Annotated in this window: 14 protein-coding genes; 11 read left to right on the top strand and 3 right to left on the bottom strand. The window is 72.9% G+C overall.

Features of this window, described 5'->3' with window-relative positions; translation table 11 throughout:
- The first annotated feature begins 47 nt into the window (after nucleotides 1–47).
- The 4 genes from ACZ4SV_RS12765 (at nucleotide 48) to ACZ4SV_RS12750 (ending at nucleotide 6,019) form a co-directional block, all read left to right on the top strand.
- The gene (locus ACZ4SV_RS12765; RefSeq protein ID WP_468003847.1) at nucleotides 48–1,103 is read left to right on the top strand and encodes a medium chain dehydrogenase/reductase family protein; all 1,056 of its coding nucleotides are present in this window, start codon (nucleotides 48–50) and stop codon (nucleotides 1,101–1,103) included.
- A gap of 240 nt (nucleotides 1,104–1,343) precedes the next feature.
- Nucleotides 1,344–3,236 carry a DNA/RNA helicase domain-containing protein gene (locus ACZ4SV_RS12760; protein ID WP_468003845.1) on the top strand — a complete coding sequence of 631 codons (1,893 nt, stop codon included), beginning with the start codon at nucleotides 1,344–1,346 and terminating at the stop codon, nucleotides 3,234–3,236.
- 349 nt (nucleotides 3,237–3,585) lie between these two features.
- Nucleotides 3,586–4,209, top strand: coding sequence for a lasso peptide biosynthesis B2 protein (locus tag ACZ4SV_RS12755; RefSeq protein WP_468003843.1), 624 nt, complete (start codon nucleotides 3,586–3,588; stop codon nucleotides 4,207–4,209).
- 1 nt (nucleotide 4,210) lies between these two features.
- Nucleotides 4,211–6,019: an asparagine synthase-related protein gene (locus ACZ4SV_RS12750; protein WP_468003841.1), complete on the top strand. Its 1,809-nt coding sequence runs from the start codon at nucleotides 4,211–4,213 to the stop codon at nucleotides 6,017–6,019.
- On the opposite strand, the gene ACZ4SV_RS12745 is transcribed toward ACZ4SV_RS12750, so the two are convergent.
- Nucleotides 6,003–7,313 (bottom strand): hypothetical protein, encoded by a 1,311-nt coding sequence (locus tag ACZ4SV_RS12745; RefSeq protein WP_468003839.1) that lies wholly within the window; start codon nucleotides 7,311–7,313, stop codon nucleotides 6,003–6,005. The two genes, ACZ4SV_RS12750 and ACZ4SV_RS12745, sit on opposite strands and share 17 nt — an antisense overlap.
- Before the next feature lie 359 nt (nucleotides 7,314–7,672).
- Here ACZ4SV_RS12745 and ACZ4SV_RS12740 point away from each other — a divergent pair, with 359 nt between their 5' ends.
- Together ACZ4SV_RS12740 and ACZ4SV_RS12735 are read left to right on the top strand one after the other, a co-directional pair.
- Entirely contained in the window at nucleotides 7,673–10,882 is a 3,210-nt protein-coding gene (locus ACZ4SV_RS12740) for a hypothetical protein (protein ID WP_468003837.1), read from the top strand.
- Between the two features lie 5 nt (nucleotides 10,883–10,887).
- On the top strand, nucleotides 10,888–15,519 hold the full coding sequence (locus tag ACZ4SV_RS12735) for a hypothetical protein (protein ID WP_468003835.1): 4,632 nt from the start codon (nucleotides 10,888–10,890) through the stop codon (nucleotides 15,517–15,519).
- Between the two features lie 45 nt (nucleotides 15,520–15,564).
- Here the strand turns inward: ACZ4SV_RS12735 and ACZ4SV_RS12730 are convergent, their stop codons facing one another.
- Nucleotides 15,565–17,295: a S8 family serine peptidase gene (locus ACZ4SV_RS12730; RefSeq protein WP_468003833.1), complete on the bottom strand. Its 1,731-nt coding sequence runs from the start codon at nucleotides 17,293–17,295 to the stop codon at nucleotides 15,565–15,567.
- A 218-nt stretch (nucleotides 17,296–17,513) separates the two neighbouring features.
- Nucleotides 17,514–17,984, bottom strand: a complete 471-nt coding sequence (locus tag ACZ4SV_RS12725) for a helix-turn-helix domain-containing protein (protein WP_365872782.1) — start codon at nucleotides 17,982–17,984, stop codon at nucleotides 17,514–17,516.
- Nucleotides 17,985–18,366: 382 nt separating this feature from the next.
- Here ACZ4SV_RS12725 and ACZ4SV_RS12720 point away from each other — a divergent pair, with 382 nt between their 5' ends.
- The 5 genes from ACZ4SV_RS12720 (at nucleotide 18,367) to metX (ending at nucleotide 23,834) form a co-directional block, all read left to right on the top strand.
- Nucleotides 18,367–19,017 (top strand): response regulator, encoded by a 651-nt coding sequence (locus tag ACZ4SV_RS12720; protein WP_468003831.1) that lies wholly within the window; start codon nucleotides 18,367–18,369, stop codon nucleotides 19,015–19,017.
- 445 nt (nucleotides 19,018–19,462) lie between these two features.
- Nucleotides 19,463–20,590, top strand: coding sequence for a fatty acid desaturase family protein (locus ACZ4SV_RS12715; protein WP_468003829.1), 1,128 nt, complete (start codon nucleotides 19,463–19,465; stop codon nucleotides 20,588–20,590).
- Nucleotides 20,577–21,908: an O-acetylhomoserine aminocarboxypropyltransferase/cysteine synthase family protein gene (locus ACZ4SV_RS12710; protein ID WP_365872788.1), complete on the top strand. Its 1,332-nt coding sequence runs from the start codon at nucleotides 20,577–20,579 to the stop codon at nucleotides 21,906–21,908. Before ACZ4SV_RS12715 ends, ACZ4SV_RS12710 begins: the two co-directional genes overlap by 14 nt.
- Complete coding sequence (locus ACZ4SV_RS12705) at nucleotides 21,905–22,630, top strand: gamma-glutamyl-gamma-aminobutyrate hydrolase family protein (protein ID WP_397939108.1); 726 nt, start codon at nucleotides 21,905–21,907, stop codon at nucleotides 22,628–22,630. Before ACZ4SV_RS12710 ends, ACZ4SV_RS12705 begins: the two co-directional genes overlap by 4 nt.
- Before the next feature lie 28 nt (nucleotides 22,631–22,658).
- Nucleotides 22,659–23,834: a homoserine O-acetyltransferase MetX gene (gene metX / locus ACZ4SV_RS12700; protein ID WP_468003825.1), complete on the top strand. Its 1,176-nt coding sequence runs from the start codon at nucleotides 22,659–22,661 to the stop codon at nucleotides 23,832–23,834.
- The last annotated feature ends 59 nt before the right edge of the window (nucleotides 23,835–23,893 follow it).

Genomic DNA, 23,893 nt, shown 5'->3' with positions numbered 1-23,893 from the left:
TCGCCCCCACAAGTGAGTGTTCAACCACACACAATTAGGAGACTGCCATGAACAACCCCTTCACCCGTGTCCCCGCCGGCCCGACGACCGTCACGGAAGCGGTGCTGCCCGGTGTGGTCGAGCCGGACGGCATTCAGCTCCGGTCCCGGCCCGCGCGTCCGGCCGGCCCTGGGCAGGTGGTGCTGGCGATGGAGGCCGCCGGGGTGTCCTTCGCCGAGCAGCAGATGCGGCGCGGCAAGTACTACGACCAGCCGCCTTTCCCGTTCGTCCCCGGTTACGACCTGATCGGACGGGCCGTGGACGCGGGGGAGGGCGTGCCCGGCGGGCTGCTCGGACGGCGCTTCGCGGTCCTTACCAAGACGGGTGGCTGGGCCAGCCATGTCACCGTCGACGCCGGCGACCTGACCGAGGTGCCCGAGGGCGTCGATTCCGCCGACGCGGAGACGTTCGTGGTCAACGGGATCACGGCCTGGCAGATGCTGCACCGCCTGGCGAGGGTCCGCGCCGGCCAGACGGTCCTGGTGCACGGCGCGAACGGCGGTGTCGGCTCCACTCTGGTCCAGCTCGCCCGGATCGCCGGGGCCCGGGTCGTCGGCACGGCCTCGGCCAGGCATCACGACGCCGTCCGGGCACTGGGCGCCGAGCCCGTCGACTACCGCGCCCCCGACCTGGCGGACACCTTGCGCGGACATGCGCCGCAGGGCTACGACGCGGTGTTCGACCACGTCGGCGGCGAGGGCATCGTCACCTCCTACCGGCTGCTCGCCGCGAAGGGCACCCTCGTCTCCTACGGCACCGCCTCCACCCGCGACGTACAGGGCTCCTCCAAGGCGCCGGTCCTGAAGCTGCTCACCCGCCTGACGCTGTGGAACGCGCTGCCCAACGGCAAGGGCGCCCACTTCTACAACATCTGGGCCGGACACCGCCGGCTCGACACTTTCCGCGCCAGGCTGCACACCGACCTGGGCCAGGTCTTCGCCCTCCTCGCCGAGGGCCGCCTGGCCCCGCAGATCGCCGCCCGCATCCCGCTCACCGAAGTCGCGGAAGCGGTACGCCTGGCGGAATCCGGCACCGTGGTCGGCAAGGTCGTCCTCGTACCGTAACCACCCGAGCCCCGCCGGAGCATCAAGTCGTCCGCCCCCTCATCGTCAGCCGTGGCCGAGTCCGTGCGGAACCGCCTCCTCTTGATCGCCCCGCTCACCTAGAATGTCGGCCGAACATCTCAGCGGCCCGACGGGCTTCCTGATCCGCCCCGTACCCGCCTTCGCGGCGGCGCGCGGTGGACACCGGAGGACATGCCCCCACCCGCACGAGTCTTCTTCGTGCTGCCTGGGGGCATTTCCTTGCTGTTCCGTGAGTCCGCGGCGTCCGTGGCCGCCCGCATCCTCGAAGGGTCGCTGGCGCTGCACCTGACCGAGAACTTCCGCCACCTGCACGGCCGGACGCCCGCACAGGCGGAGATACGGTCCTGGGAGCGCAGCCTCCCCGCTCTGGTCAACGCCCTCCTGGAGGCCGGGCTCGACGAGGTCGAGGTCGTCATCGAGTACAGCCTGCCCCTCACCAGCAAGCGCGCCGACGCCGTCCTCGCCGGTGTGCACCCGGCCACGGGGCAGCCGTCGTACGTCGTCGTGGAGTTGAAGCAGTGGAGCGCGGCCCGCCCGGACGAGGACGACCCTCTCCTGTGCCGGCTCGACGCCTATCCGCAGCCCGTCCTCAACCCGGTCGAACAGGTCCGCGGCTACTGCGAGTACCTGCTGTCGTTCAACGCGGCCCTGGAGCGCAGGCCCGAGTCCCTCGCCGGTGTGGCCTTCCTGCACAACGCGACCGAGTCCCGTATCGCCGGGCTCCGGAGCGTCAAGGAGGACCAGTACGGCCGGATGTACACGGGCGACCAGCGCGGTGCCTTCCTGGACTTCCTGCGCTCCCGGCTCGCGGCCAAGCCCGGTGCCGAGGCGGCCGACATGCTGGCGGAGGCCAGGATCAGGCCGTCCAAGCAGCTGATGGCCGTCGCAGCGGCCGAGATCCGCGACCGCGAGCAGTTCGTCCTTCTCGCCGAACAGCGGGTCGCCTACGAGATGGTGATGTCCGCCGTGCGCAAGGCCAGGCGCGGCAACCACAAGCAGGTCGTCGTGGTGACCGGCGGTCCCGGGTCCGGCAAGAGCGTCGTCGCGATGTCGCTGCTGGGCGAGCTGTACCGGCGCGGGGTGTCCGCGCTGCACGCCACCGGGTCGGCGTCGTTCACCAAGACGATGCGCAGGGTCGCCGGGCACAAGAAGCGCGAAGTGCAGCAGTTGTTCAAGTACTTCAACAGCTTCATGGACGCCGAACCGAACGACATCGACGTGCTGATCTGCGACGAGGCGCACCGGCTGCGGAAGACCTCCGCCAACCGCTACACCAAGGCCGAGCTGCGTACCGGCCGGCCGCAGGTCTCGGAACTCATCGATGCCGCCCGGGTGCCGGTGTTCCTGCTGGACCAGCACCAGGTGGTGCGGCCCGGCGAGATGGGCACCAAGGAGGAGATCCGGCGGGCCGCCGCCGCGCAGGGACTGGACTGCACGGTCGTCGAACTGGACGGCCAGTTCCGGTGCGGCGGCAGCGACGCGTACGAGAAGTGGGTCGTCGACCTGCTCGGCCTGGAGGGCGGCACGCCCAGCCCCTGGGAGCCCGACGGCAAGCTGGAACTGCGGACCGCCGAGAGCCCTCAGGAGTTGGAGGACTTCCTCGTCGCCAGGCGCGCGGAGGGCTACAGCGCCCGGATGTCGGCCGGTTACTGCTGGAAGTGGACGACCAGGGTCACCCCGGAGATGACGGCGCTCCCCGCCGACGTCGTCATCGGCGACTGGGCGCGGCCGTGGAACGTGTACGGCGACCGGTCCGTGTTCGGGGCCCCGCCGGCGCCCCTGTGGGCCACGGAACCGGAAGGATTCGGCCAGGTCGGCTGCGTCTACACCGCGCAGGGCTTCGAGTACGACTGGTCGGGCGTGATCATCGGCCCCGACCTGGTGTGGCGTACGGACCGCTGGGTCGTGGACCGCACCGCGTCCAAGGACCCCGTCTTCACGAAGGCCACACCGGACAGCGAGATCGACCGGCTCGTCCGCAACACGTACAAGGTGCTGCTGACCCGGGGCATGGTCGGCACGGTCGTCTACTCGACCGATCCGGAGACACGGGAGAAGCTGCGGTCGCTCGTCCGGCCGGCCTCCGGGGCGGAGGCACCCGCGCCGGTCTAGCCGGGCGTCGAGGCCGCGTTGGGACGGTTCCGGCGGAGCGGCCGGGCGCGTGGCGGGTCGTGGACGAGGGGCCGTACCGCGGCCGGGAGCCCGGTCCGCGTCCTATGCCTCGTTCGTCCTGGGACGTGGTCCGGTTGCGGGGGATGCCGGGCGGCGTAGCCTGGAGTTGATCTGTCGGGCCAGGCTCTGGAGGTAGGCGATGTTTCTCCGATTGCTGCGGCGACGCACGTCGCGCCGGCTGGTCCGGCTCGGCAACGGCCGGCTGATCCGGGGTTTCAGCGGCGGACTCTACGACGGTCACGGGTACCAGTCCTGACACCGTCCACGGCAACACCCTGGAGGATGCGCGGTGGCAGCGGACGGTGACGGCCTGGCGGCCGTGGCGAGGATCCTGTCACCGCACTGCCGTGTCACCCGCATGTCCGACGGCGCGCTGATCGCCGACTGGAAGCGGACCCGTTTCCTCGGGATGGCGGCGGCCGACGTACGGAAGCTCACCACGGGAAGCCCGGAGGAACGCGCCGAACTCGTCACCGCTCTCACCCGGGCCGGGTGTGTGCCGGGCCGCCGGAGGAGGCGCGCGGACGCCGGTGTCGGACTCTGGCTGCGGGGGGTGCACCTGCTGATCCGGACCATCGGGTTCGGGCGCGTCCTGCGGCTGCTGTCCCTGGCCGCTCCGGGGTACGCCCGGGCCGACCGGCCCTCCGCGGCGGAGGTCGGACGGCTGAAGCGGGCGGTGCTGCGGCACAGCCGCGGCAGTTGGCTCGTCGACGGCGACTGCAAGTCCGAGGCCGTGACCGCCTTCGTCCTGCTGCGGCGGCGCGGTCTGGCGGCCACGCTCCACATCGGAGTGCGCGAACACCCGCTGGCCCTGCACGCCTGGACCGACTCGGCCGGCGTGTGCGTCCCGGACGCCGACCCGCGCGGACACTCCTTCACCCCGGTGCTCGTCATCGACGGCGGGGGACGGTGACATGGACGCGCTCCGCCTCGACTGGGACGGCGGCGCACCGGCCTTCCGGGCCGCCGGCGCCATGGCGCGCCGGGGACTCGTGACGACGGTCTCCTCACCGGCCGGCACCGCGGCCGTCGTCGGCTGGGTGGGCTCGGCCCGCGACCGGACGGCGGGCGCCCATCGCCTCCTCGACGCTTTCGGCCGCCGGGGAGCCGCCCCGGCGCCGCCGGCGGGCGACTACGCGGCCGTGCTGGTCTGCCGCGACCGCGTCTTCCTGCTCCGTGACGGACAGGCCCGCATCCCCCTGTTCTTCCGGGCGTCCGGCGGCCGCGTGCGGGCCGTGAGCACCTCCGCCCGCAGCCTGGGAAGCGCCACCGGGCTGGAACCGCGCTACTTCTGCCGGTACCTCACCGGGAACCTGGCACAACCGCACACGGACCTCACCCCGTTCACCGGGGTGCACCGCGTGCTCGGCGGGGAAGTGGTGGAGCTTGCCCCGGACGGGCGGCTGCTCAGCCGTACGCGCCCCGCCCGCCCGGCCGCCGACCCGCCGGAGCCGGCGGCCGGCGACCTCCGCCAGGCCGCCCGCGAGCTGCGCCGGGCGCTGGAGGACGCCGTCGGACGCCGGATGGGCACCACGACGGCCTGCCATGTCTCCGGCGGCACCGACTCCACCAGCGTCGCCCTGCTCGCCGCCCGCCTGCTGGCCGAAGGGCGGGCCGGCGCCGGGGACCTCGTGCTGCTCGCCGGGCGCTTCTCCCGCGGCGAACTGGCGGCGGAGCGGCCGTACCTCGACCTCGCGCTGGCGGAGATCCGCCGGCAGGCGCCCGCCGCCCGCCCGGTCGTCGTGGACGCCGACGACGTGTGCGACTTCGACGACTTCCGGCACCACGCCGGCGACACCCAGGAACCCCACGCGCACGCCTTCCGCGCCCCGTTCTGGAGCAGACTCCACTCCGAGGCCGCGCGACTGGACTGCGACACCCTCCTGACCGGCTGCGGAGCCGACCCCGTCGCGGACGCCAACCCGTTCCACCTGCACCGGCTCGCCCGCACCGGCCGGCTCGGGGAACTGACCCGGCAGGCCCGCGCCTGGGCCGCCGGGAGCGAACGGGGCCTGCGGGAGGTCGTCCGGGCCTACGTGGTCCAGCCGGCCCTTCCGCTCACGGCCGAACGCTGCACCGCACTGGTGCGCGGCCGGACGGTGCTCGGCGGCCTCGGCACCTTCGGCCGGCCCCCGTGGCTGCGGTCCGGCTTCGCGCGGGCGCACGGCTACCGGCAGGCCGGTGCCGCGGAGAGCCGGTTCGTCTTCGGGCGCAGACCGGAGCAGTCGCTGTACGAGGCCGCCAACTACCTCGCCGCTCCCGACCCGCTGTCCTGGCACCGCGCGCGACGGGACGGGTTCTTCCTCTCGCACCCGTTCCTCGACCCGGAGGTCGTCGCCACGATGCGCCGCGTCCCCCTCGCGGCCGCGTTCCGGCCGGGCCGGCCCAAGGCCGTCCTCCGCGAGGCCATGGCGGACCTGCTCCCCGCGCCGATCGGCGGCCGGTCGTACAAGGTCCCCTTCAACGACCTCTACGCCCGCGGCCTGCGGACACACGGCGACGAACTCATCGCCCTGTGCCGCTCCGCCCGGCATCCGCTGGTCGCGGAGATGTTCGACGTGGAGACGCTGTGCCGGGCGGTGCACGAGGCCCGGCTCGGCATCGGGGACGCGTACTCCTGGGACCGCATGAACAGCTCGCTCGCCCTGGTGGCCTGGCTGGAGGGACTGGAGCGGCACACCGGCGGGACCGGAGCGGCGGCAGCCGTCAGCGCTGGTTCTTGATGTCCCACAGGTTCCGCTCGTACGGGCCCGCCATGAGGTCGACCAGGCCGTACCGGTTCAGCGTCTCGGTCGCTTGCGACGGGGTGAGTACGAGTCCTTCCTCACCCCGTGGCACGACGGACGTCGCCAGACTCGCGCCGTTCTTGCCGAACTTCCAGAGCACGTTGACGAAGCGCGCCCTTCTCGTGCGCTCGTCGATCGCGTTGTTCTCGTGCACTCTGGCCTGGTAGATGAGGAAGTCGAGGCCGTCCTTCTCCTGCTCCTTCACCCAGTCCGGAGCATGGGGCATCTCCCACGAGGAGGTCACGAACTTGAGCGGGGGCTCCATCGCGAGCCGGTCCTTGCGCGCGAGGCTCGCGGTGCTGTAGAGCGCCACCTGCTCGTACGGAGTGGTGATGGGCAGTTGCAGCTCCAGTCGCGTGGTGAAGGTGTCACTCGCTTCGATCCACTGGCCGAAGGGCATCCACGGTTTCGCCTCCAGCAACTCGCCGGGCTGGTGGACCGCCTTGCGCGCGAGGGGATTGATTTCCTCGGATTTGGACCACTGCTTGGCATCGGCACGCCACTGCTGTTGCAGCCGGTCCTTGGAACTGAGCCTCACCCGTTGCCCCATCGCGTGGAACTCGGTGCCGAGCACGTAGAAACCCGCGTCACTGTGGTTCTGCAGGGTGATGTCGACCGGAACGGCGAACGCCTTGCGGTCCTTGCTCAGCACCGCCTTGCCCATGGACAGCGAGATGACGGGCTGGGTCTGCCGCTGGTAGGGCAGGTAGAGGGTCTGGTAGCCGAAGTTGCCGATCGCGATGACGGTGGGGACGACCACCGCGACAGCCAGCCGCTTGGGCGCGGGGACCGTGACCGAGGCCCGCCACACCGCGAAGGCAGCCCATGCCGAACCCGCTGTGAGCATGCCGAACAGCAGCGGATAGACAAGGGACTCGCCCTCCTTGAGGATCTCGGCCAGCAGCAGGGCGTTGGTCAGCAGGGCCGCGAACGCACCGATGAGCGCGACCAGGCCGGAGAAGGGGAAGCAGCGCCCGACCCAGTGGTCCACGACGGCGGCGGCGGCCAGCAGCGTGGTGCCCGAGACCACGATGAGGACCGCGCCGGTGACGCGACCGGGGAAGGTCAGGGCGTGCGCGAAGTCCTCCAGGCCGAACAGGCTCAGCAGGACCGTCGTCGCCAGGAGCACGAGCACGATCACCACCACGGTTACATGCCCGTGCCAGGTCCGCTGCGCGGGCTGTCGTGTTCTCGGGCCCACGTAGGTGTGCCACTTGGGGGGATTGCGCACCCGATCACCTCCTGAGGCCGCCGGCCGTCACCCGCAGGTGTGCGGCGGGCCGCTGCGTGCCGGGGGTTCGGCACCATCATCGGGGGCGGCCCGCCGGGTCGCCATCGGTGTCGGGCCGGACGTGGGACCCGTGCGGCCGGTCGGGTGGGCGCCGAGTCCGCCCGGCGGGAAGCGTGCAGGGCATCGTCGTAGGACCGGCGGAGGTTTCGCCCCGGCCCCGGCAGGCGGACGCGGCAGCGCCGGCGCGCGGTGGCGGGAAGCCGGCGCCGGGGCGAAAATGGAGGGACGAGGGGAGGGAGCGGCGGCGTCGCCGCACGCGCTGTGCACGATCCTCACGACCTCGATCGAGGCGTTTCCCCATGGCCATCCACATCGCCCGCCCCGTCGTCCCGCGGCTGCTCGGGCAGCGCGGCCATCCCGGCGGGGACCACGGCGGCGGTGGACACGGCGGCGGCGGGGACCACGGCGGCGGGGACGGCGCCTTCGGCGGGCACCGGCACGGCCCGGGCGGGCCCCGCCGCGGAAACGGAGACCGGCCGCCCGGTCCGCCCGGCCCCGGCCCGGAGAGGCCGCCGCGGCCCGCTCCGGGCGAAGTTCAGGACCTCGCCGAGGGGCCCTTCCGGGTGGTGCGGCCGGCGGACATGCTCGTCGTCGACATCAGCCTGGTCAATCTGCGCTACGACGGTCACCGCCTGGTGCCACGGGTGCCGGGCACGCCGGCGTTCGTCCTGGCCGTGCTGCCGCCGCAGCATGTCGTCGAGCAGTCCTTCCTCCTGGGGAGCCCGCTGCCGCCCGTTCCCGTCGCAGCGGTCACCGCCGGTCCGACGACGCTGGCCTTCTCGGTGCCGGCCGGCCTGGACGGCCTGGCCCTGTCACTGGACGCGCTGCTCGACTGGCAGCACCTCGTGCCGCTGACGGTCCCGCCCGGCGCGGGGAACCCGGACCCCGCCGGGTCGACGGTCTTCCACGGGCTTCCCGGAAGCGTCATCGAGTTGCCCCTCCGGCTGCTGGTCACCTACGACGATCAGGTGGACTGGCTGAGCCGGCCAAAGCCCCACCAGGCCGACGGGCGCACCGCGCTGTGGCACGCGCGGCTGCACGGCGCGCACGGCGCGGACGCACTGCTGCGGGCCGTCGCGGCGCTCCCGGGCCGGGGCTTCGCGGACACCCCGCTCACCGCCCGCAACCTGGACGACCTCGTCACCCTCACCAGCCGGACCGAACTCGTCGTCCCGGGCGACGGCCCCATCGACGTCCCGAGCGCGCCCCTGCACGCCGAACAGTTCATCGTCACCCCGCTGGGCGCGTCGGCCCATCTGCACGGAGCCTGGGAGCTGGAGAGGGTGTCCGAGGACGACAAGTCCCGGTACCCGTTGGCCGGGCGGCCCGTCCCGGTGCTGGAGGCGTACGACCACATCACGGCCCTGGGCCGCGACCAGTACCTGCGCGTGGTGACCCGCGGCGTCGTGACCCCCGGTCACCTGGCCGCTCACGTGCGCGAGTTCCGCCGGGTGTTCGTCGCCTCCCCGAACGACGGCATCACCGCCTACCTCCAGCAGGAGGAGCACATCATCATCAAGCAGCCGGAGGTCCGGTACGGGCCGGACACCGGATTCCCGCACGCCGGACGGGAGATGCCCTTCCGTGCCCTGCGGATCACCGACCGCGTGACCCCGCCGATCAAGTCGCCTTCGACGACGGCGCCGCGCCCCAGCGATCCGAGGAAGCCGCTGGAGGACACCGACGCCTTCTGGGTGCAACTCCTCGACGAAACCGACCACCAGTTCACCCTGATCGGAACGGACTCGGAGGGCCGGGCGGTCAGCTTCAAGATGCCCCTGATCTTCATACCCGACGCACTCGAGAACCCGGAGCCCCGGGTGGCGGAGCTGGTCCGCGAAATCCCCAGCCGCATGCAGGTCGGCCTGCGCGGCCAGGTGATGGCGATGGCGCAGCCTCCGGCCGGTGCCTCCGGCAGCACCAGCCACGCGGTCGACACCCTGACCTTCGCCGTCGAGCGCACCTCGCAGCAGAACGGGCGCGTCGCCGTCCGGCCCCACGTGCGGTCGGCGACGGTGCGGGTCCCCGCCGTGGAGCAGTTCCTCGCGAACGCCGGCGCGGTGCCGGTCGAGTTCGACGACACCTACCTCAAGCAGGGCATGGAGAACCACCCCGCGGGCGCCTACCTCGGGCTCAACCCCCCGATTCCGCTCACCGTCGCCGGAGAGCAGGCCGGTGGCGTCGCCAGCCCCAAGACCGAGCTGAGCCTGATCACCACGCAGGCGGGTGTCGTTCCGGACGTGTTCCAGACGGACCCCACCGGGGCGGTGACCGGCGCCCGGAGCGTCGTTGAGATGCGCAAGGCGTTCGGCGGGGCCAGACTCCTCGGCAAGATCTGCCTGGACCGGTATCTGCGCGACGCGGCGGGCGGCCTCGACACGCTCCGCGAGCTGAGCGAGGAGCGGATCGAGGCGATCCTGAACGACCCCGCCGGCCTGTTGCCCGCGCCCGTGCTGCGGGTGCGCGACCTGCCGGGCTCAGGGGGCAAGGAGCTGCGCTACGTGTGGAAGACCAGGCTGGGGGAGCCGGGACCGGCGAACCCGGGCGAACCGGACGCGTTCCCCGTCGATCTGCACGATGCCGTGCTGACCCTGGACGCCCGGACCGTCCGCGCGAAGGACGCGGTCGACCAGGCCGTCGTGCGGGGCAGACTGAACGGCTTCGCACTCGCCTTCTTCGAGATCGCGCGCGTGGACATCGCCGAGCTGGCCTTCGAGACCGGCCCCGGCAGGAAGCCCGAGATCACGGCCAGCGGACTGACGCTGACCTTCGAGAAGGACCTGGAGTTCATCAACACCCTCCGCGACGCCCTGCCGGCCGACGTCTTCGGCTCCGGCGCCTACGTGGACGTCGACGACAAGGGTGTCCGGGCGGGCTACAAGTTCGCGCTCCCGGCCCTCACGATCGGCGTCTTCACCCTGGCGAACGTCTCCCTCACGGCGGAGCTGGCCATCCCCCTCGGCGACGCGCCCGTCACCTTCCGCTTCTCCGTCTCCGAGCGGGAACACCCCTTCAACGTCACCGTGTCCCTGCTCGGTGGCGGCGGCTATTTCTCCATGCTGCTCGACACGACCGGGGTGCAGCGGATCGAGGGGGCCATAGAGTTCGGCGGCGCCGTGGCGCTGAACCTCGGGGTCGCGAGCGGCGGCGTCTCGATCATGGCGGGCATCCGCTTCACGCTCAAAAAGGTCGAGAAGCAGCCCGACGAGGTCTCCCTCACCGGTTATCTGCACTGCAGCGGATTCCTGTGTGTGCTGGGCATCGTCACGGTGTCCGTCGAGTTCTCCCTCGAACTGACGTATGTGAAGAGCGGCCACCAGTCGGTGGTCCACGGCAAAGGCACGCTCACGGTCAGCGTACGGATCGCCTTCTTCAGCAAGTCCGTCACGCTCGAACTCGAACGGAGCTTCTCCGGTGCCCCGTGCGACCCGACCTTCGCCGAGTGCGTCCCGCGGGAACCGTACTGGCGCCAATTCTGCGAGGCGTACGCCCCCCAGCCCCACGGGTGATGTCCATGCCCCTTGAACAGCACATCAACTGGACGGTCCTCCCGGCCGGACTCCCGGACGACGGCACCGGGGTGCGTGTGTCGGTGTTCGTGGCCCCGCGGCTGCTCCCGGCCGAGGCGGTGAACGCCACGCTGGCCGGCTTCCCCGACTTCCTCGGGTGGCCCGAGAAGGTCAAGGCGGCCACCTTCCAGTTCGCCACCGCCGACGGCACCGCGACCCCGCCCGTGCCCGTGCCCTTCACCGGTCCGCTCAAGCCGCGGGGACCGGCGCCGGACACGGCCCTGTGGACGAGTCTCTTCCACGAGGCCACCCCGCTGGAGCACTACACCTGCGAGGCCCCCAGGAAGGAGATGCGCAGCTACTCGGCGCGGCAAGTCCGCGACTTCACCCAGCGCGTCTACGCCAGGGCGGCGAAGGACTCGCCCGGGACACCGCCCCCGACGAACGACATGCTGCGGCGCGCCCACGCCGAGATGCTCGCGGGCCAGCCGGGGACCCACATCCTGGAAGCGCAGACCGACAACGCCGTGCCCGTGGAGCTGGCGGAGCTGGACGCCTTCCACCGGCCCTCGGCCGCCGGCCCGTCCGCGACCGACGGGTCGCCGCCCGGGGGTCGGTCGCTGGCCGCCGGGGAGCCGCCGGCCGACGGACAGCCGGCGGCCGGACCCCACGCGTCCCCGCCCGGGCCACTGCTGGACTTCCATACGATGCTCACCTCGCTGGGCGACCACCCCGTGCTGCTGCGGCGCCTCGGACTGGTGCTGGACTTCGTCCTGCCGGCCGGGCTCCCCGAGTCCGACGGCCGGCAGGTGCTGACCGTCCTCCCCGTGTGGCACCCCGAGCCGGGCCCCCAGACGTACAACGTCTCCTGCCTCACCCGTTACTACTTCGGCCTGGACCCCCTTCCCCCGGTTCCGCCCGCGCCCGCCCGCCGGATCTTCCTGCCCGCGGCGCCACCGCCTACCGTCCCCGACCCGTCGACCACCGCCGACCCGCCGGCCGCCGGCGACCCCCCGCCTCCCGCTGACCAGCCGACCGCCGCCGACCCGCCGGCCGTCGCCGATCCGCTGGCGTCGCCGGCCCGCGGTCTCGTCGCGCTCGCGGGCGACTTCTCCGTCGAGCAGGCGGACGTCGACGGAGCCGCCCTGAAGCTGCTGCAGGTCCACGAGGAGGCCACCGGGCTGTCCCCGGTCCGCGCCCATGGGATCGCGCTGGTCAGACACCACCGCATGGCCGGTCTGCGGTCGGCACTCGACCGGGCGGCCGACCAGGACAGGACCTTCGGCGACGTGGTCGCACACCAGCGCGAGCAGCGGACGCGGCCCCCGCACGGGGAGGCGTCGCCCCCGCACGGCGAGGCCGTGTCCCCGCACGGCGAGGCGGCCGGTCCGCAGGCCGCGGGGTCGGCGCCCCAGGCCGCCCAGCAGGAGCCGGCCGCCCCCGTGCTCTTCGCCGACGACCTGGTCCGCGGCCACCGGCTGGACATCTGGGACGAGGACCGCGCGCGCTGGTTCTCGCTGCACGCCCGGGAGGTGGAGTACCGGCGGCCCCAGGACGGGCCACTCCTGCTGACGGCCGCCGACGAGGGCTTCTTCCAGGCCCACCTGGTCTCACCCCAGGGCGATCCGGCGCTCTACGTACCCGAACCGCTGGTCGTCTGGCGCGGATGGTCCCTGGCCGCGCCCCTCCCGGGCCTCGTGCTGGACACCGACGACGGGGACCCCGACACCCAGAAGGCTCCCAACGCCCCGGTGCCCCTCAAGAACGAGGCGCCGCCGGGACTGCCGCTGGAGATCACGGTCAGGGCGGCACGCGGTTCGCTGCCGGCCCTGCGCTACGGCCGTCGCTACCGGCTGCGGCTGCGTACCGTCGACCTGGCGGGCAACGGACTCGACCTGGCGCAGGCCGATGCCCTGATGCGGCTGCCCGGTGTGGCGGTCCCCGATCCGCCGCTGGTCTTCCGCCGGTTCGAGGCCGTCCCGGCGCCGGCGGTGGTACCGAGACTGCCGCTCGCCGAAGGCGCCTCCACCTTCCGGATGGTGCTCCGCAGCAGCCCGGGCGACCAGCCGCCACCGGCCGCCCCGGACGAACCCGCGGACAACGAGCCGACCGTCCTCCTGGCCCGTGTCAAGCCCGGCCTGACCAACGACGACATCGCGGTCGTCCAAGCGGCCCTCATGGCCGTGGGCCACCGCCTGGTGGGCGGCGTGGACAGGTTCTTCGGCGATATGACGAGGGCCGCCTATGCCGAGGAACAGCGGCAGCAGGGTTTCTCCGGGGCCGACGCCGACGGCGTTCCCGGCTGTGAGAGCCTCACCAACCTGGGGCGCAAGGCCGGCTTCACCGCCGACTGCGGCCACGGCCCGCAGCCGGCCCCGGGAGCCGGCCGCACGGCGGAGCAGTACGCCGCGGAGTTCAACCGGTCGCCGCTGGTCACCCGCGAAGGACACGTCCCTTACCAGGGCGCCGACGAACGTCACGTCGTGGCACCGAAGACATCGCTGCGGTGTGTGGAGTGGCACGGGCTGCTGGACGCGGCCATCGGCTCCACCGACCACGCCGTGCAGGACGCGGTCTACGAACTGGCCGTGCGCGAGAGCGGCGCCCTGAACGATCCCGGCCCGGGCGTACGGCTGGAGACCGTCGGCTCGTCGGCGGCGGACCCCGGCCACCCGTTGACGGACCCCGGCCACCCGGCGGTGGTCGCCCTGCACACGGGCGAGGACGTCCCCATGCGCGGCCTCCCCGACCCCCTGGCCCGCGGCGCCGCCCTGTGGGACCTGCCGGGCATGCCCCCCGGCACGCCGTTCCTGATCCCCTGGGACGGCGATGCCTGGCACCGCCCGCGGTCCTTCAGGCTGAGGCTGGCCGAAGGCACCGCGCCGCCCCGCTTCGACCGGGCGTCCCGGGTGCTGACCGTGTCGCTGCCACCGGGCGCCGCGGTCACCGTCCGGGTCTGCTCCGCCCTCGACTTCGACGCCGACCTCATGGGCATGGCCGCCTGGTCCCGGGAACCGGCGCCGGGCACCGAGGCCGAGCGGGCGGAAGAGCTGCGCAAGGCCGAGCACGCGCTGGAACTGGCGGCGGCCAACGGCCACTGGATGTTCACCCCCTGGCACGAGCTGACCCTCGTCCACGCGGTCCAGCGGCCGCTGCGGACCCCCGTGCTGACCCTGTCCCCGCCGACGCGGACCCGCGCCAGGAACGCGACGTCCGAGCAGCTCGCCGGCACCATCGCGCTGGACGAGAGCAGCACGGGCCGGATCGACCTGGTCGCGGAGTGGACCGAGGTGACGGACGAGGGGCCCGACGGAATCGTCGCCCGGCCCATGACCGCGCCGGTGTTCGGACTGCTCACGGCGCGGGCCTCCCGGACCGGCATCCCCGGCACGGACCCCGCCGTCCTCCAGGACGGTGTCCTGACCTTCGACACCCAGGCGGCCGAGGACAGGGCCACGGCCGACAAGACGCCGCCCCTGCTCACCCGGCACGAGTTCGGTGACACCAAGCACCGCGAGGTGCGCTACCGCCCGCTGGCCGGCAGCCGGTTCGGTGACTGCTTCCCGCCCGCTCCCCCTCCGGGGTCCGCCGGACCCGGCCCGAACGCGCTGACCGTCCAGGGCGCCGCGCGGGAGCACTCGGTGCCCAGCAGCGCGGCACCCACGGCACCGCGGGTCCTGTACTGCGTCCCCACCCTGTCCCTGGAGCAGACCGCCGGGCCGTCCGGTGCCGTCGTCCGGCGCCGGCGCGGCGGCGGCATCCGGGTGTACCTGGCCCGCCAGTGGCTCTCCTCGGGCCTTGGCGAACTGCTCGGTGTGGTCCTCGGCGAGCCGCCCGGCGGCAACCCCGCGTCCCTGCGCGACACCTGGGTCACCCTGATGGGCCGAGACCCCGTCCACCGCTCCGCGCCCGTCGTGGCACCCACCCCGGACGTGTTCACCAACGCGGTGGGGCAGCCCAGGAAGCTCCTGCTGTCTCTGCCCGGCGGCTCGCTGCCCGTGACGGTCGTGGGCTTCGTCCCGCAGTTCGACGCGGGGGAGCCGGGCGGCCGCTGGTTCTGCGACCTCGAACTGGACACCAAGGACGCCTGCCTGCCCTTCGTACGGCTCGCACTGGTCCGGTACCAGCCCGCCTCGATCCCCGGTGAGGAGGTCTCGTCGGTCGTCCTCGCCGATCTGGTCCGCACCCTGCCGGACCGGCAGCTCACGGTCCGGCCCGGCCCGCCGCTCTCCGTCACGGTCACCGGCCCCTCCTGGGACCCCACCGCGTCGACGCGGCCGCGGATCACCGCCACGCTCCAGCGCCGGCACGACGTCGTCGGCGACGACGACCTCGGCTGGGTGACCCTGGAGGACACCGCCACCGTCCTCACCTCGGCCGAGGCGGAGTCGACCCGCACGCCGTCCTACAGCGGCGCGCTCACCGTACCGGCCGTACGGCACGGAGCACCGCTGCGCCTGCTGGTCATGGAGACGGAGGGCATCCCCGCCGACGGCCCCGCCGCCCCCTCCGCACCCCAGGGACCGGTGATCTACTGCGACACCGTCGATCTCCCGCCCGGCCACCACGGCCATGACGACGACCGCGACGACGGACGTGATGACGACCACGGACACGACGGGTTCGGTCATCACTGACTTCGTGTCAGTGATGGCCGACGGCACCGCCCGTACGGCGCCCGATCAGACGAACTCGTGCGCGATCAGCTTCCGCAGGTCCGGCATCACGCCGATGGAGGCGCCCGGAGCACCCGCCGTACTGTTGCGGGGATCGGTCAGCACCTCGCGCATGCGCGCCGGCCTGAGCCTGCCGGGCCCGCCGGTGCCGGGGTTCAGCGTGGTGAACAGGTTCTGGACGAGCAGGCACACGCCCGCGATGATCGGTGCCGCGCCCGAGGTGTTGCCGAAGAAGGGTCCGGTCCAGTAGGCGTCGGCTTTCGTGGGCGCGTTCGGGTTGCCCGAGGTGACGATGTTCTCGCCCCACGCGTAGCAGTCGACGCGGCTGCCGAAGTTGCTGGACGGCCCGCGGCGGTGCGGCGGCACGGACGCGGCGGCGCCGACCATGACGGCCCGCGAGTCCCGGAACTCACCCTGCGCCGTGCGGTTCAGGGCGTGCCGGCCGAGATGGTCCACGAAGCCGTCCAGGTCGGCGGCGCCGTTTCCCGCCGGCTCCACGACGACGACGCCGAGGGCGGTGGCCAGTCTGATGGTCTCGAAGCAGACCCGGTCGGTCTCCACCGGTACGGGGCGGTCGGTGCCGCCGATCTGTGCCACGAGCTGGACTTCCAGCAAGAGCACGTCGCCGGGGGTGAGTTCCGACTGCGCCCGCATGATCATGTCCGCGACGGTCTGCCGGCTCTTCGGCGAATTGAGCTCCTCCGTGGGGCGGAAGTACGAGATGAGCCGCGCCGAGGTCTTCGGCGCGATCCCGCAGATGCCCCGCGCGTTGTCGGTGCCCGCGACCTCGCCCACGACGGCACAGCCGTGTGCGAAGCTGCTGTTGCGGTTCACCCCGTCGATCAGCCGGAGAGGGGCGGGCAGGTCCTCGTGGCCGACGAACCAGCCCTGTTCGAGGTCGATGAACTGGGTGCCGCCCCCGTCCGCGCCCTTGGCCCAGGCCGCCTGCACGCCGACGCCGTCCCCGGCCGGCCTCAGGTAACCCTGCTGGGCGAAGAGCGGATTCGCGGTACCGACCACCGGATCGGAGGCGACCGGCACGGTGTAGGCGTACTCGACCGTGCCCGGGACCGAGGCGAGGGCGGTGGCGAGCGCCTCGGTGTCGCACCCCGTCGGGCAGTCGATCTCCAGGTAGGTGTTGAAGTCCGGCGGTGTGTAGTCGGGTTCGTCCTGGGTGGCCCGGTCGGTCATCGCCTGGAGCTGCCCGGCGGAGACCGAGTCGAAGACGCGGTGCGCCGTCAGGTCGGGCAGCAGCGCGCGGACCGTCTCCACGGCGGCCTCGCCGTCCGGCCCCAGCACCTGGGACGCCAGCTCGTCGAGGCCGAGGCTGCCGCCCGGTTCGAGCGGCACGGACACCCCGTCCGCGACCTTGACGATCACCTGCGGCAGCACCTCCCGGTCGGTGAGCCGCACCTCGGTCCCGGAGGCCGGGTCGAACAGGAGGGTGCCCTGCTCGAAGCCGTTCACGCGACCGCCGGCGACGTCCGGGGCGTCGGACTCGTCGGTGAGCGGGTAGCCGAGTCCGCTGCGTTCGGCGCCCAGCTCCAGGTAGGTGTCGAGGATCAGGCCGTGCAGCTCGAAGGCGTCACCGATACGGGGGTGGAAGTAGATGCGGCCGAACTGATAGGCCCGGCACGCCCCGCCGTCGTACAGCGGCTCCTCGTCCCCGGTCGCGGCGCCCAGGTCGAGTACTCCCCGGGAGATCAGCGCGTCGTGTTTGTCGTCGATCTGCGACATGGGTCCTCCAGGAGCGACTGCGCGGGCCCCTTCCTCCAGCGTAGGCGCCGACGGCCGGGGGTGCGCGGGCACAGCGCGTCGCCGGTGACACCTCGGCCGGTCCCGGCAGCCGCCGGCCCGGACCGGCGCGGACCGGCGCGGGGGGCACGGCTGCCGGGCCCGTCCGGCCGGTGCCTGGCGGGGGCGGAAGGGCCCGGGGCCCGGGCCGGTGGCGGCGCTCAGGCCGGCCTGTCGGCCGGCGGGACGTTCGACGGGTCCAGGCCCTCCAGTTCCCGTAACTCGCTGACGAGGGCGGCGACGCTGCGCCGGCCGGCCTCGGACAGGGCGCTGGCCCGCAGGGCGAGGTCGGTGATGCCCGCCTTCCTGAGGGCCATGAGCAGGTCCAGTTGCTCGTCGATCCGTGCCGCCTCGACCTCGTCGAAGAAGTAGGCCGCGCTGACCCCGAAATACCGGGCAAGAGCCTCCAGGTGCCGCTTCGTCGGGTTGGCCTTCTTGCCGGTGTGGAGCTGCCAGACGTAGGTCCCGCTGATCGTCTTCTCGCCGGCCGCGATGTTGATCGCGGTGGCGACCTCCTCATGGGAGGGTTTCCGTCCGTTCGCGAACGCTGTGGTGAACAGGCGGTCGATCTTCTGCGCGAGGGTCCGCGCGGAATCCGTCGCGCCGCCCAGTGCCGGCGTGTCGTCGCCCATCGGCCTTGCCCTCTCTTCAACCCCCATCCGCGTCGTCAACTCTAGTGAGGACGGCGGCGGGAACTCCAGTGGCCGCGGAAGCGGAGGGTACCGCGTGGCCGGAAAGGCTCCTGCCGTGCGGCGTTGATCACTGTAGTGTCCACCTGGGTCGTCAACTCATGTGAATGGGCCGAGAGTTCGAGCATGACGCCACGGACCGCACCACCGGGTCATGGCGCTCCTGGAGCCGAGGAGAAGACGCGTTGGTCTGCCTGCGCCGCACGGTCGGAGATCCCACCCACAGCCGCACCGGTCCACCGGGGCTCTGCCCCGGCGCCTCCGGGAAGCCGATGTTTCCGGCCATTCCGAATCGGCGGACCACCACGGCCGTGCGGGGAACGGCATGACCATCCGGGTGCTCGTCTGCGACGAACTGCCGGTCATCGGGCACGGGCTGAGCACACTGCTGGACGCCGTGGCGGACATCGATGTGATCGGCACGACCGGCAGCGGCACGGAGGCCCTCGCCCTGGTGCGCACCGGGCGGCCCGATGTCGTGGTCACCGATCTGAGCCTGCGCGCCCTGTCCGGTCTGGAGCTGATCCGCCGGCTGCGCACCGAGGACGCGCCGCCCCGCACCGTGGTGTTCACCCGGATAACCGACGCCGACGAGACGGTCGGCGATGTACTGCACGCCGGCGCGAACTGCCTGCTGGGCAAGGACGCGAGCCCGCAGGAACTGGTCACCGCGATCCGGGCGGCGGCCGCGGGCCGGACCGTCCTCGCTCCGGACGTCGCCGAACGCCTGGTCACCTGGTTCCGGGCGCAGGACGCCCCGGAGCCCGCGCCGCACCCGGAGGTGACCGAACTGACCCCGCGGGAACGGACGGTGACGCGGATGGTGGCCCGCGGCATGTCCACCGAGGAGGTGGCCCGCGAGCTGACCATCGGCGTGGCCACCGTGCTCACCCATCTGTACCGCGTACGCACCAAGCTGGGCGTCCGCGACCGCGCCCAGCTCGTCTCCCGCGCCTACGAGGTCGGGCTGGTCTGACCGGCCGTACGGCACTCTCGCCCGTCCGGCCGCGCGCCTCCCCGGCCGGCACCCCGTGACGCCCGGCACCCCCGCACCCCGGTTCGCGCGGGCCTTTGTTCCGGGGCCGTTACCCGGGTTCCGGGGGCGTTACCCGGCCGGCTGCCGGCCCGCCGCCGTGCCCGGACGGCGTTTCCCGTCCGCAAACCCCGCCGGCGGGGGCGCCGTCCCGCCGGTGCCCGGGTGCCACCGGCATATGACCTTGGTTCCCGGGAGCCGGCCCGCCTGACGGCACCCTCCCGGTCCGCCGTGTCGGCGGACACTACAGACCCACCCACCCCGCGCGCGTCCACGACGCGCTGACTTTCCCCCTCTGCGGCTGCGCACTTCGCTTACCCGCCCCCAACTCCCCGCATGCCACCCTTGATTGGATTCTGGTGTCGCGGAAAGGAAGGAGATCCACGGCATGTCTGGACACGACGTGCAAGACGAGCAGTGGGCCTATAACGGACGTCGCTACACCATGTACCGCTTCCCCGCCGACGTCGAGGCGGACCTGCGGAAGCTGAACCGCCCGGACAACTGGCACGCGGCGCTCGCCTGGGTGGCGGACGCCGTCTGGATCGCGGGTCTGATCCTGCTGTGTGTCTACGGCTCCTACTGGTGCTATCCCCTCGCCCTGGTCCTGATCGGGGCCCGCCAGCGCGGCCTGTCGACCATCCTGCACGACTGCGCGCACGGGGTGGGCATAGCCAACCGGACGTGGCAGATGGCCATGGGCACCGTCTTCACGGCGTATCCGATCTTCCAGCAGCACTACGCGTACAAGGTGTCGCACGTCTACACCCACCACCCGCGGCTGGGCAGTCCCGACCTGGACCCGGACCTCCGCTTCTTCATCGAGCAGGGTGCCTACCGGCGCGCGGGCAACGGGGCGTACGTGCGGCGGGTCGTCGTCATGCCGCTGCTGGGCTCGCAGACCTGGGGCTATCTGCGCTACCTGGTCCGCAACCGGTACCGCGTGCTGAAGGGCGAGGGCAAGGCGCAGGCGGCGGCGGCGAACCCGGTGCAGCGCCGCAAGCAGCGGCTGGACCGCATCGGCTTCTGGGTCTTCTGGGCCGCCGTCGTCGGCCTCGCGTGGTACGGCGGGTGGCTCGTCGGACTGGTGCTGTTCTGGTTCCTCCCGTACCTGACCAGCTTCCAGATCCTCGGCTGGTACATCGAGCTGTCGGAGCACACCCCGCTGGTCCGGGACTCCCGGGTGGACCTCTACATGACCCGCAACCGCAAGAGCCGGCTGTGGGAACGGCTGCTGACCGGCATCCACAACGACCACTTCCACCTGGAGCACCACCTCGACCCCCGGACCCCCTTCTACCGGCTGCCCGAGGCGCGCGCGATCCGGCTGCGCGACCCCGCGTACGCGGCCGTGGACGCCCAGTTCGGCGGCCTGTTCCACAAGGGGCCGCAGGGCCAGCAGAGCGCCATGTCCGCCATCGTCCGGTACATGACCACGCCCACGGACACCGATCCGAACACGCACCTGAACCCGCCCACCACAGCGACCGGGGAGACCGCGCATGCCACCGCATGAGACACCCGCCCAGGGCAAGCAGTTCCGCAGCCCGCGGACCGCGACCGTGCACGCCGGGTACGAGTGGCGCATGGGGCCCACCCCGCCCGTCGTCACCCCGATCTTCCAGACGGCGGCCTTCGAGCTGCCCAGCACCGCCGCCGCTGCGGACATCTTCGACCTGCGCGAGGACGGCCACGCCTACTCCCGGCTCAACAACCCCACCTGCGACGTCCTGGAAGAGCGGATGGCCGCCGTGGACGGCGCCGCGGCCGGTCTCGCCGTGGCCTCCGGGCAGGCCGCCATCGCGCTGGCGCTGCTGAACATCTGCCAGGCCGGCGACAACATCGTCAGCTCCGAGGAGCTGTACGGCGGCACCTGGAACCTGCTGTCCAGCACCTTCTCCCGGTTCGGCATCGAGACCCGGTTCGTCAGCCCCGCGGACCCGAAGAACTTCGCGGCCGCCACCGACGAGAACACCCGCTGCTGGTTCGGCGAGACCCTGCCCAACCCCCGGCTGCGCCTGTTCCCCATCGGGGCCGTGGCGGAACTCGCCGAGCAGGAGGGCGTACCGCTGATCCTGGACAACACGATGCTGCCGTACGTGTGCCGCCCGCTGGAGCACGGGGCGCACATCCTGGTGTACTCCGCGACCAAGTACATCGGCGGGCACGGCTCCACCCTCGGCGGGCTGATCGTCGACTCCGGCCGCTTCGACTGGGAGCGGCACGCCGCCCGGCACCCGCTGATGACCACCCCGGACGTCGCCCACGGCGGAGCGGTGTGGACGAACACCGGCGGCGACCTCAAGGCCCCGCTGGGACGCAGCGGCTATCTGCTCAAGGCCCGCGAGACCCTGCTGCGCGACCTCGGCCCCGCCCTCAGCCCCTTCAACGCCTGGCTGCTGATCCAGGGCCTGGAGACGCTGCCGCTGCGGATGCGGGCCCACGGCGAGAACTCCACCCAGGTCGCCGCCTTCCTCGCCGGACACCCCAAGGTCGGCTCCGTGCGCCACCCGAGCCTGGTCACCGGACAGGACGCGGAGCTGGTCGAGCGCTACCTCGGCGGCAACGGCGGACCCCTCGTCCAGTTCGAGCTGTCGGCGGGCCGCGAGGCCGGCTGCCGGTTCATCGAGGCGCTGCGCCTGGTCTCCCACGTCACCAACGTCGGCGACGTCCGCACGCTGGCCACCCACCCCGCGTCGACCACCCACGCCCAGCTCCCCGAGGCCGACCAGATCGCCGCCGGCGTCACCCCGGGCACGATCCGGCTGGCCGTCGGCGTGGAGGACCCCGGCGACCTGATCGACGACCTCGCCCAGGCCCTGGACGCTGCATGACGCGCCCGCTCGTCGCCCTCGCCTGCTCCACCGAGACCTGGGACGCGGTGCCGTACGCCACCGTCCGCCGCGCGTACGTCAGGGCGCTGGAGGAGGTGGCCGGCTGCGCGGTGGCGCTGATCCCCGGGCCCGCCGTGGACTTCGCCGCGCTGGCCGGGCGGTTCGACGGCCTGGTGCTCGGGGGACACGAGAGCAACGTGGCCCCCGAGCGCTACGGCGGTCCGCCCGCCTCCGGCTCCCGCGACCCCGACCGCGACGCGCTCGCGCTGGCGGCCGTCCGCCCGGTCCTCGACGCGGGACTGCCCCTGCTGGGCATCTGCCGGGGTCTGCAGGAGCTGAACGTCGCCTTCGGCGGCACCCTGCGCGACCTGCCCACCACCGCGCACCGCGAGGACCTCTCGCTCCCGCGCGACCAGCAGTACCTGCCCGCGCACGAGATACGGCTCGCCCCGGACGGCCGGCTCCGGGACATCCTCGGCGGCCCGCCGTCCGTCCGGGTCAACTCCCTGCACATGCAGGCGATCGACCGGGTCGCGCCCGGACTGCGGGTGGAGGCCACCGCCGACGACGGGGTGGTGGAAGCCGTCTCCGTGGCCGGCGCGCGCTCCTTCGCCCTCGCCGTCCAGTGGCACCCCGAGTGGTACGCGGCCTCGGACCCGGTCTCGCAGGCGCTGTTCCGGGCCTTCGGGACGGCCGCCGGCAAACGCGCCGCAGACCGCTGAAACGACGGACGACAGGGAGATTTCAGCCGTGGACAGCCTTCCCGTGCCGCCTGAGAGGCCCGCGCCGCCGGACGTCGCCGCGCCCCTCAGCCGGCACCTCCGCTTCGCGCACCTCTTCCCGGCCGGCCGCCCGTTACGGCTCCAGGCCGGCGGGACCCTCAGCGACGTCCGCGTCGCGTACGAGGAGTACGGGACACCGGCCCCCTCCGGCGACAACACGGTCTTCGTCTGCCACGCCCTTACGGGTGACGCGCACCCCGCCCGGCACGACCCCGAGGACCTGCCGGGCTGGTGGGAGCCCATGATCGGCCCCGGCCGGCCGATCGACACCGACCACTTCCACGTCGTCTGCGCCAACGTGCTCGGCGGCTGTGCCGGCACCACCGGCCCGCGCACCCCGGGACCGGACGGGCGGCCCTACGGCCCGGACTTCCCCGCCGTCACCATGAGCGACATGGTGCGGGTGCACCGGGAACTCCTCGCCCACCTGGGCGTCGGCCGGCTGCACGCGGTGGTCGGCGGGTCCCTGGGCGGCATGCAGGCCCTGGAGTGGCTGCTGCGCCACCCCGGCGACGCGGCCGGCTTCGTCCTGGTCGCCACGGCCGCCGCCCTCACCACCGACAACCTCGCCTTCAGCGCCGTGGGCCGGGCCGCGATCCGCTCCGACGCCCGTTTCGCGCAGGGCCGGTACGCGGAGGACCCGGACAACCCCGGACCGGTGGACGGCCTCGGCGTCGCCCGGATGCTGGCCCACCTCACCTACATGTCGGCCGAGTCCCTGGACGCCAAGTTCGGCCGGCGGTTCCAGCCTGCCCCCGACGGCACCAGCGCCGCGCGCGGCCCGTTCGCGGTCGAGCGCTACCTCGAACACCAGGCGGGCAAGCTGGTCGCCCGGTTCGACGCCAACAGCTACCTCACCCTGACGGCCGCCATGGACGCCTACGACGCCTTCGCCCGGCCGCACGCCCTCGTCCCCGGCGCCACGCCCGACGTCCACCTGGTCAGCTTCGCCTCCGACCGGCTCTTCGGGCCGCAGGCCGCCCGGGAACTGGACGAGCGGCTGACCGCCGCCGGACTGACGGTGACCCGGTACCACGACACGACGTCGGCCGCCGGCCACGACGCCTTCCTGCTCGACGAGCCCGGCTACCTCGCGCACATGGCCTCGCTGTTCCGCCTCCCCGCCCGCGTCCCGGCCGGCTGACCCGCCCGGCCGCCGCCCGCAGCCCCCGCACCCCGCACCCGAACCCGGAAGGTCCCCGC

The organism is Streptomyces sp. NPDC027672, assembly GCF_055566335.1.
The sequence above is the reverse complement of the archived record's forward strand: the minus strand, read 5'-3'. Positions and strand labels throughout refer to the sequence as shown.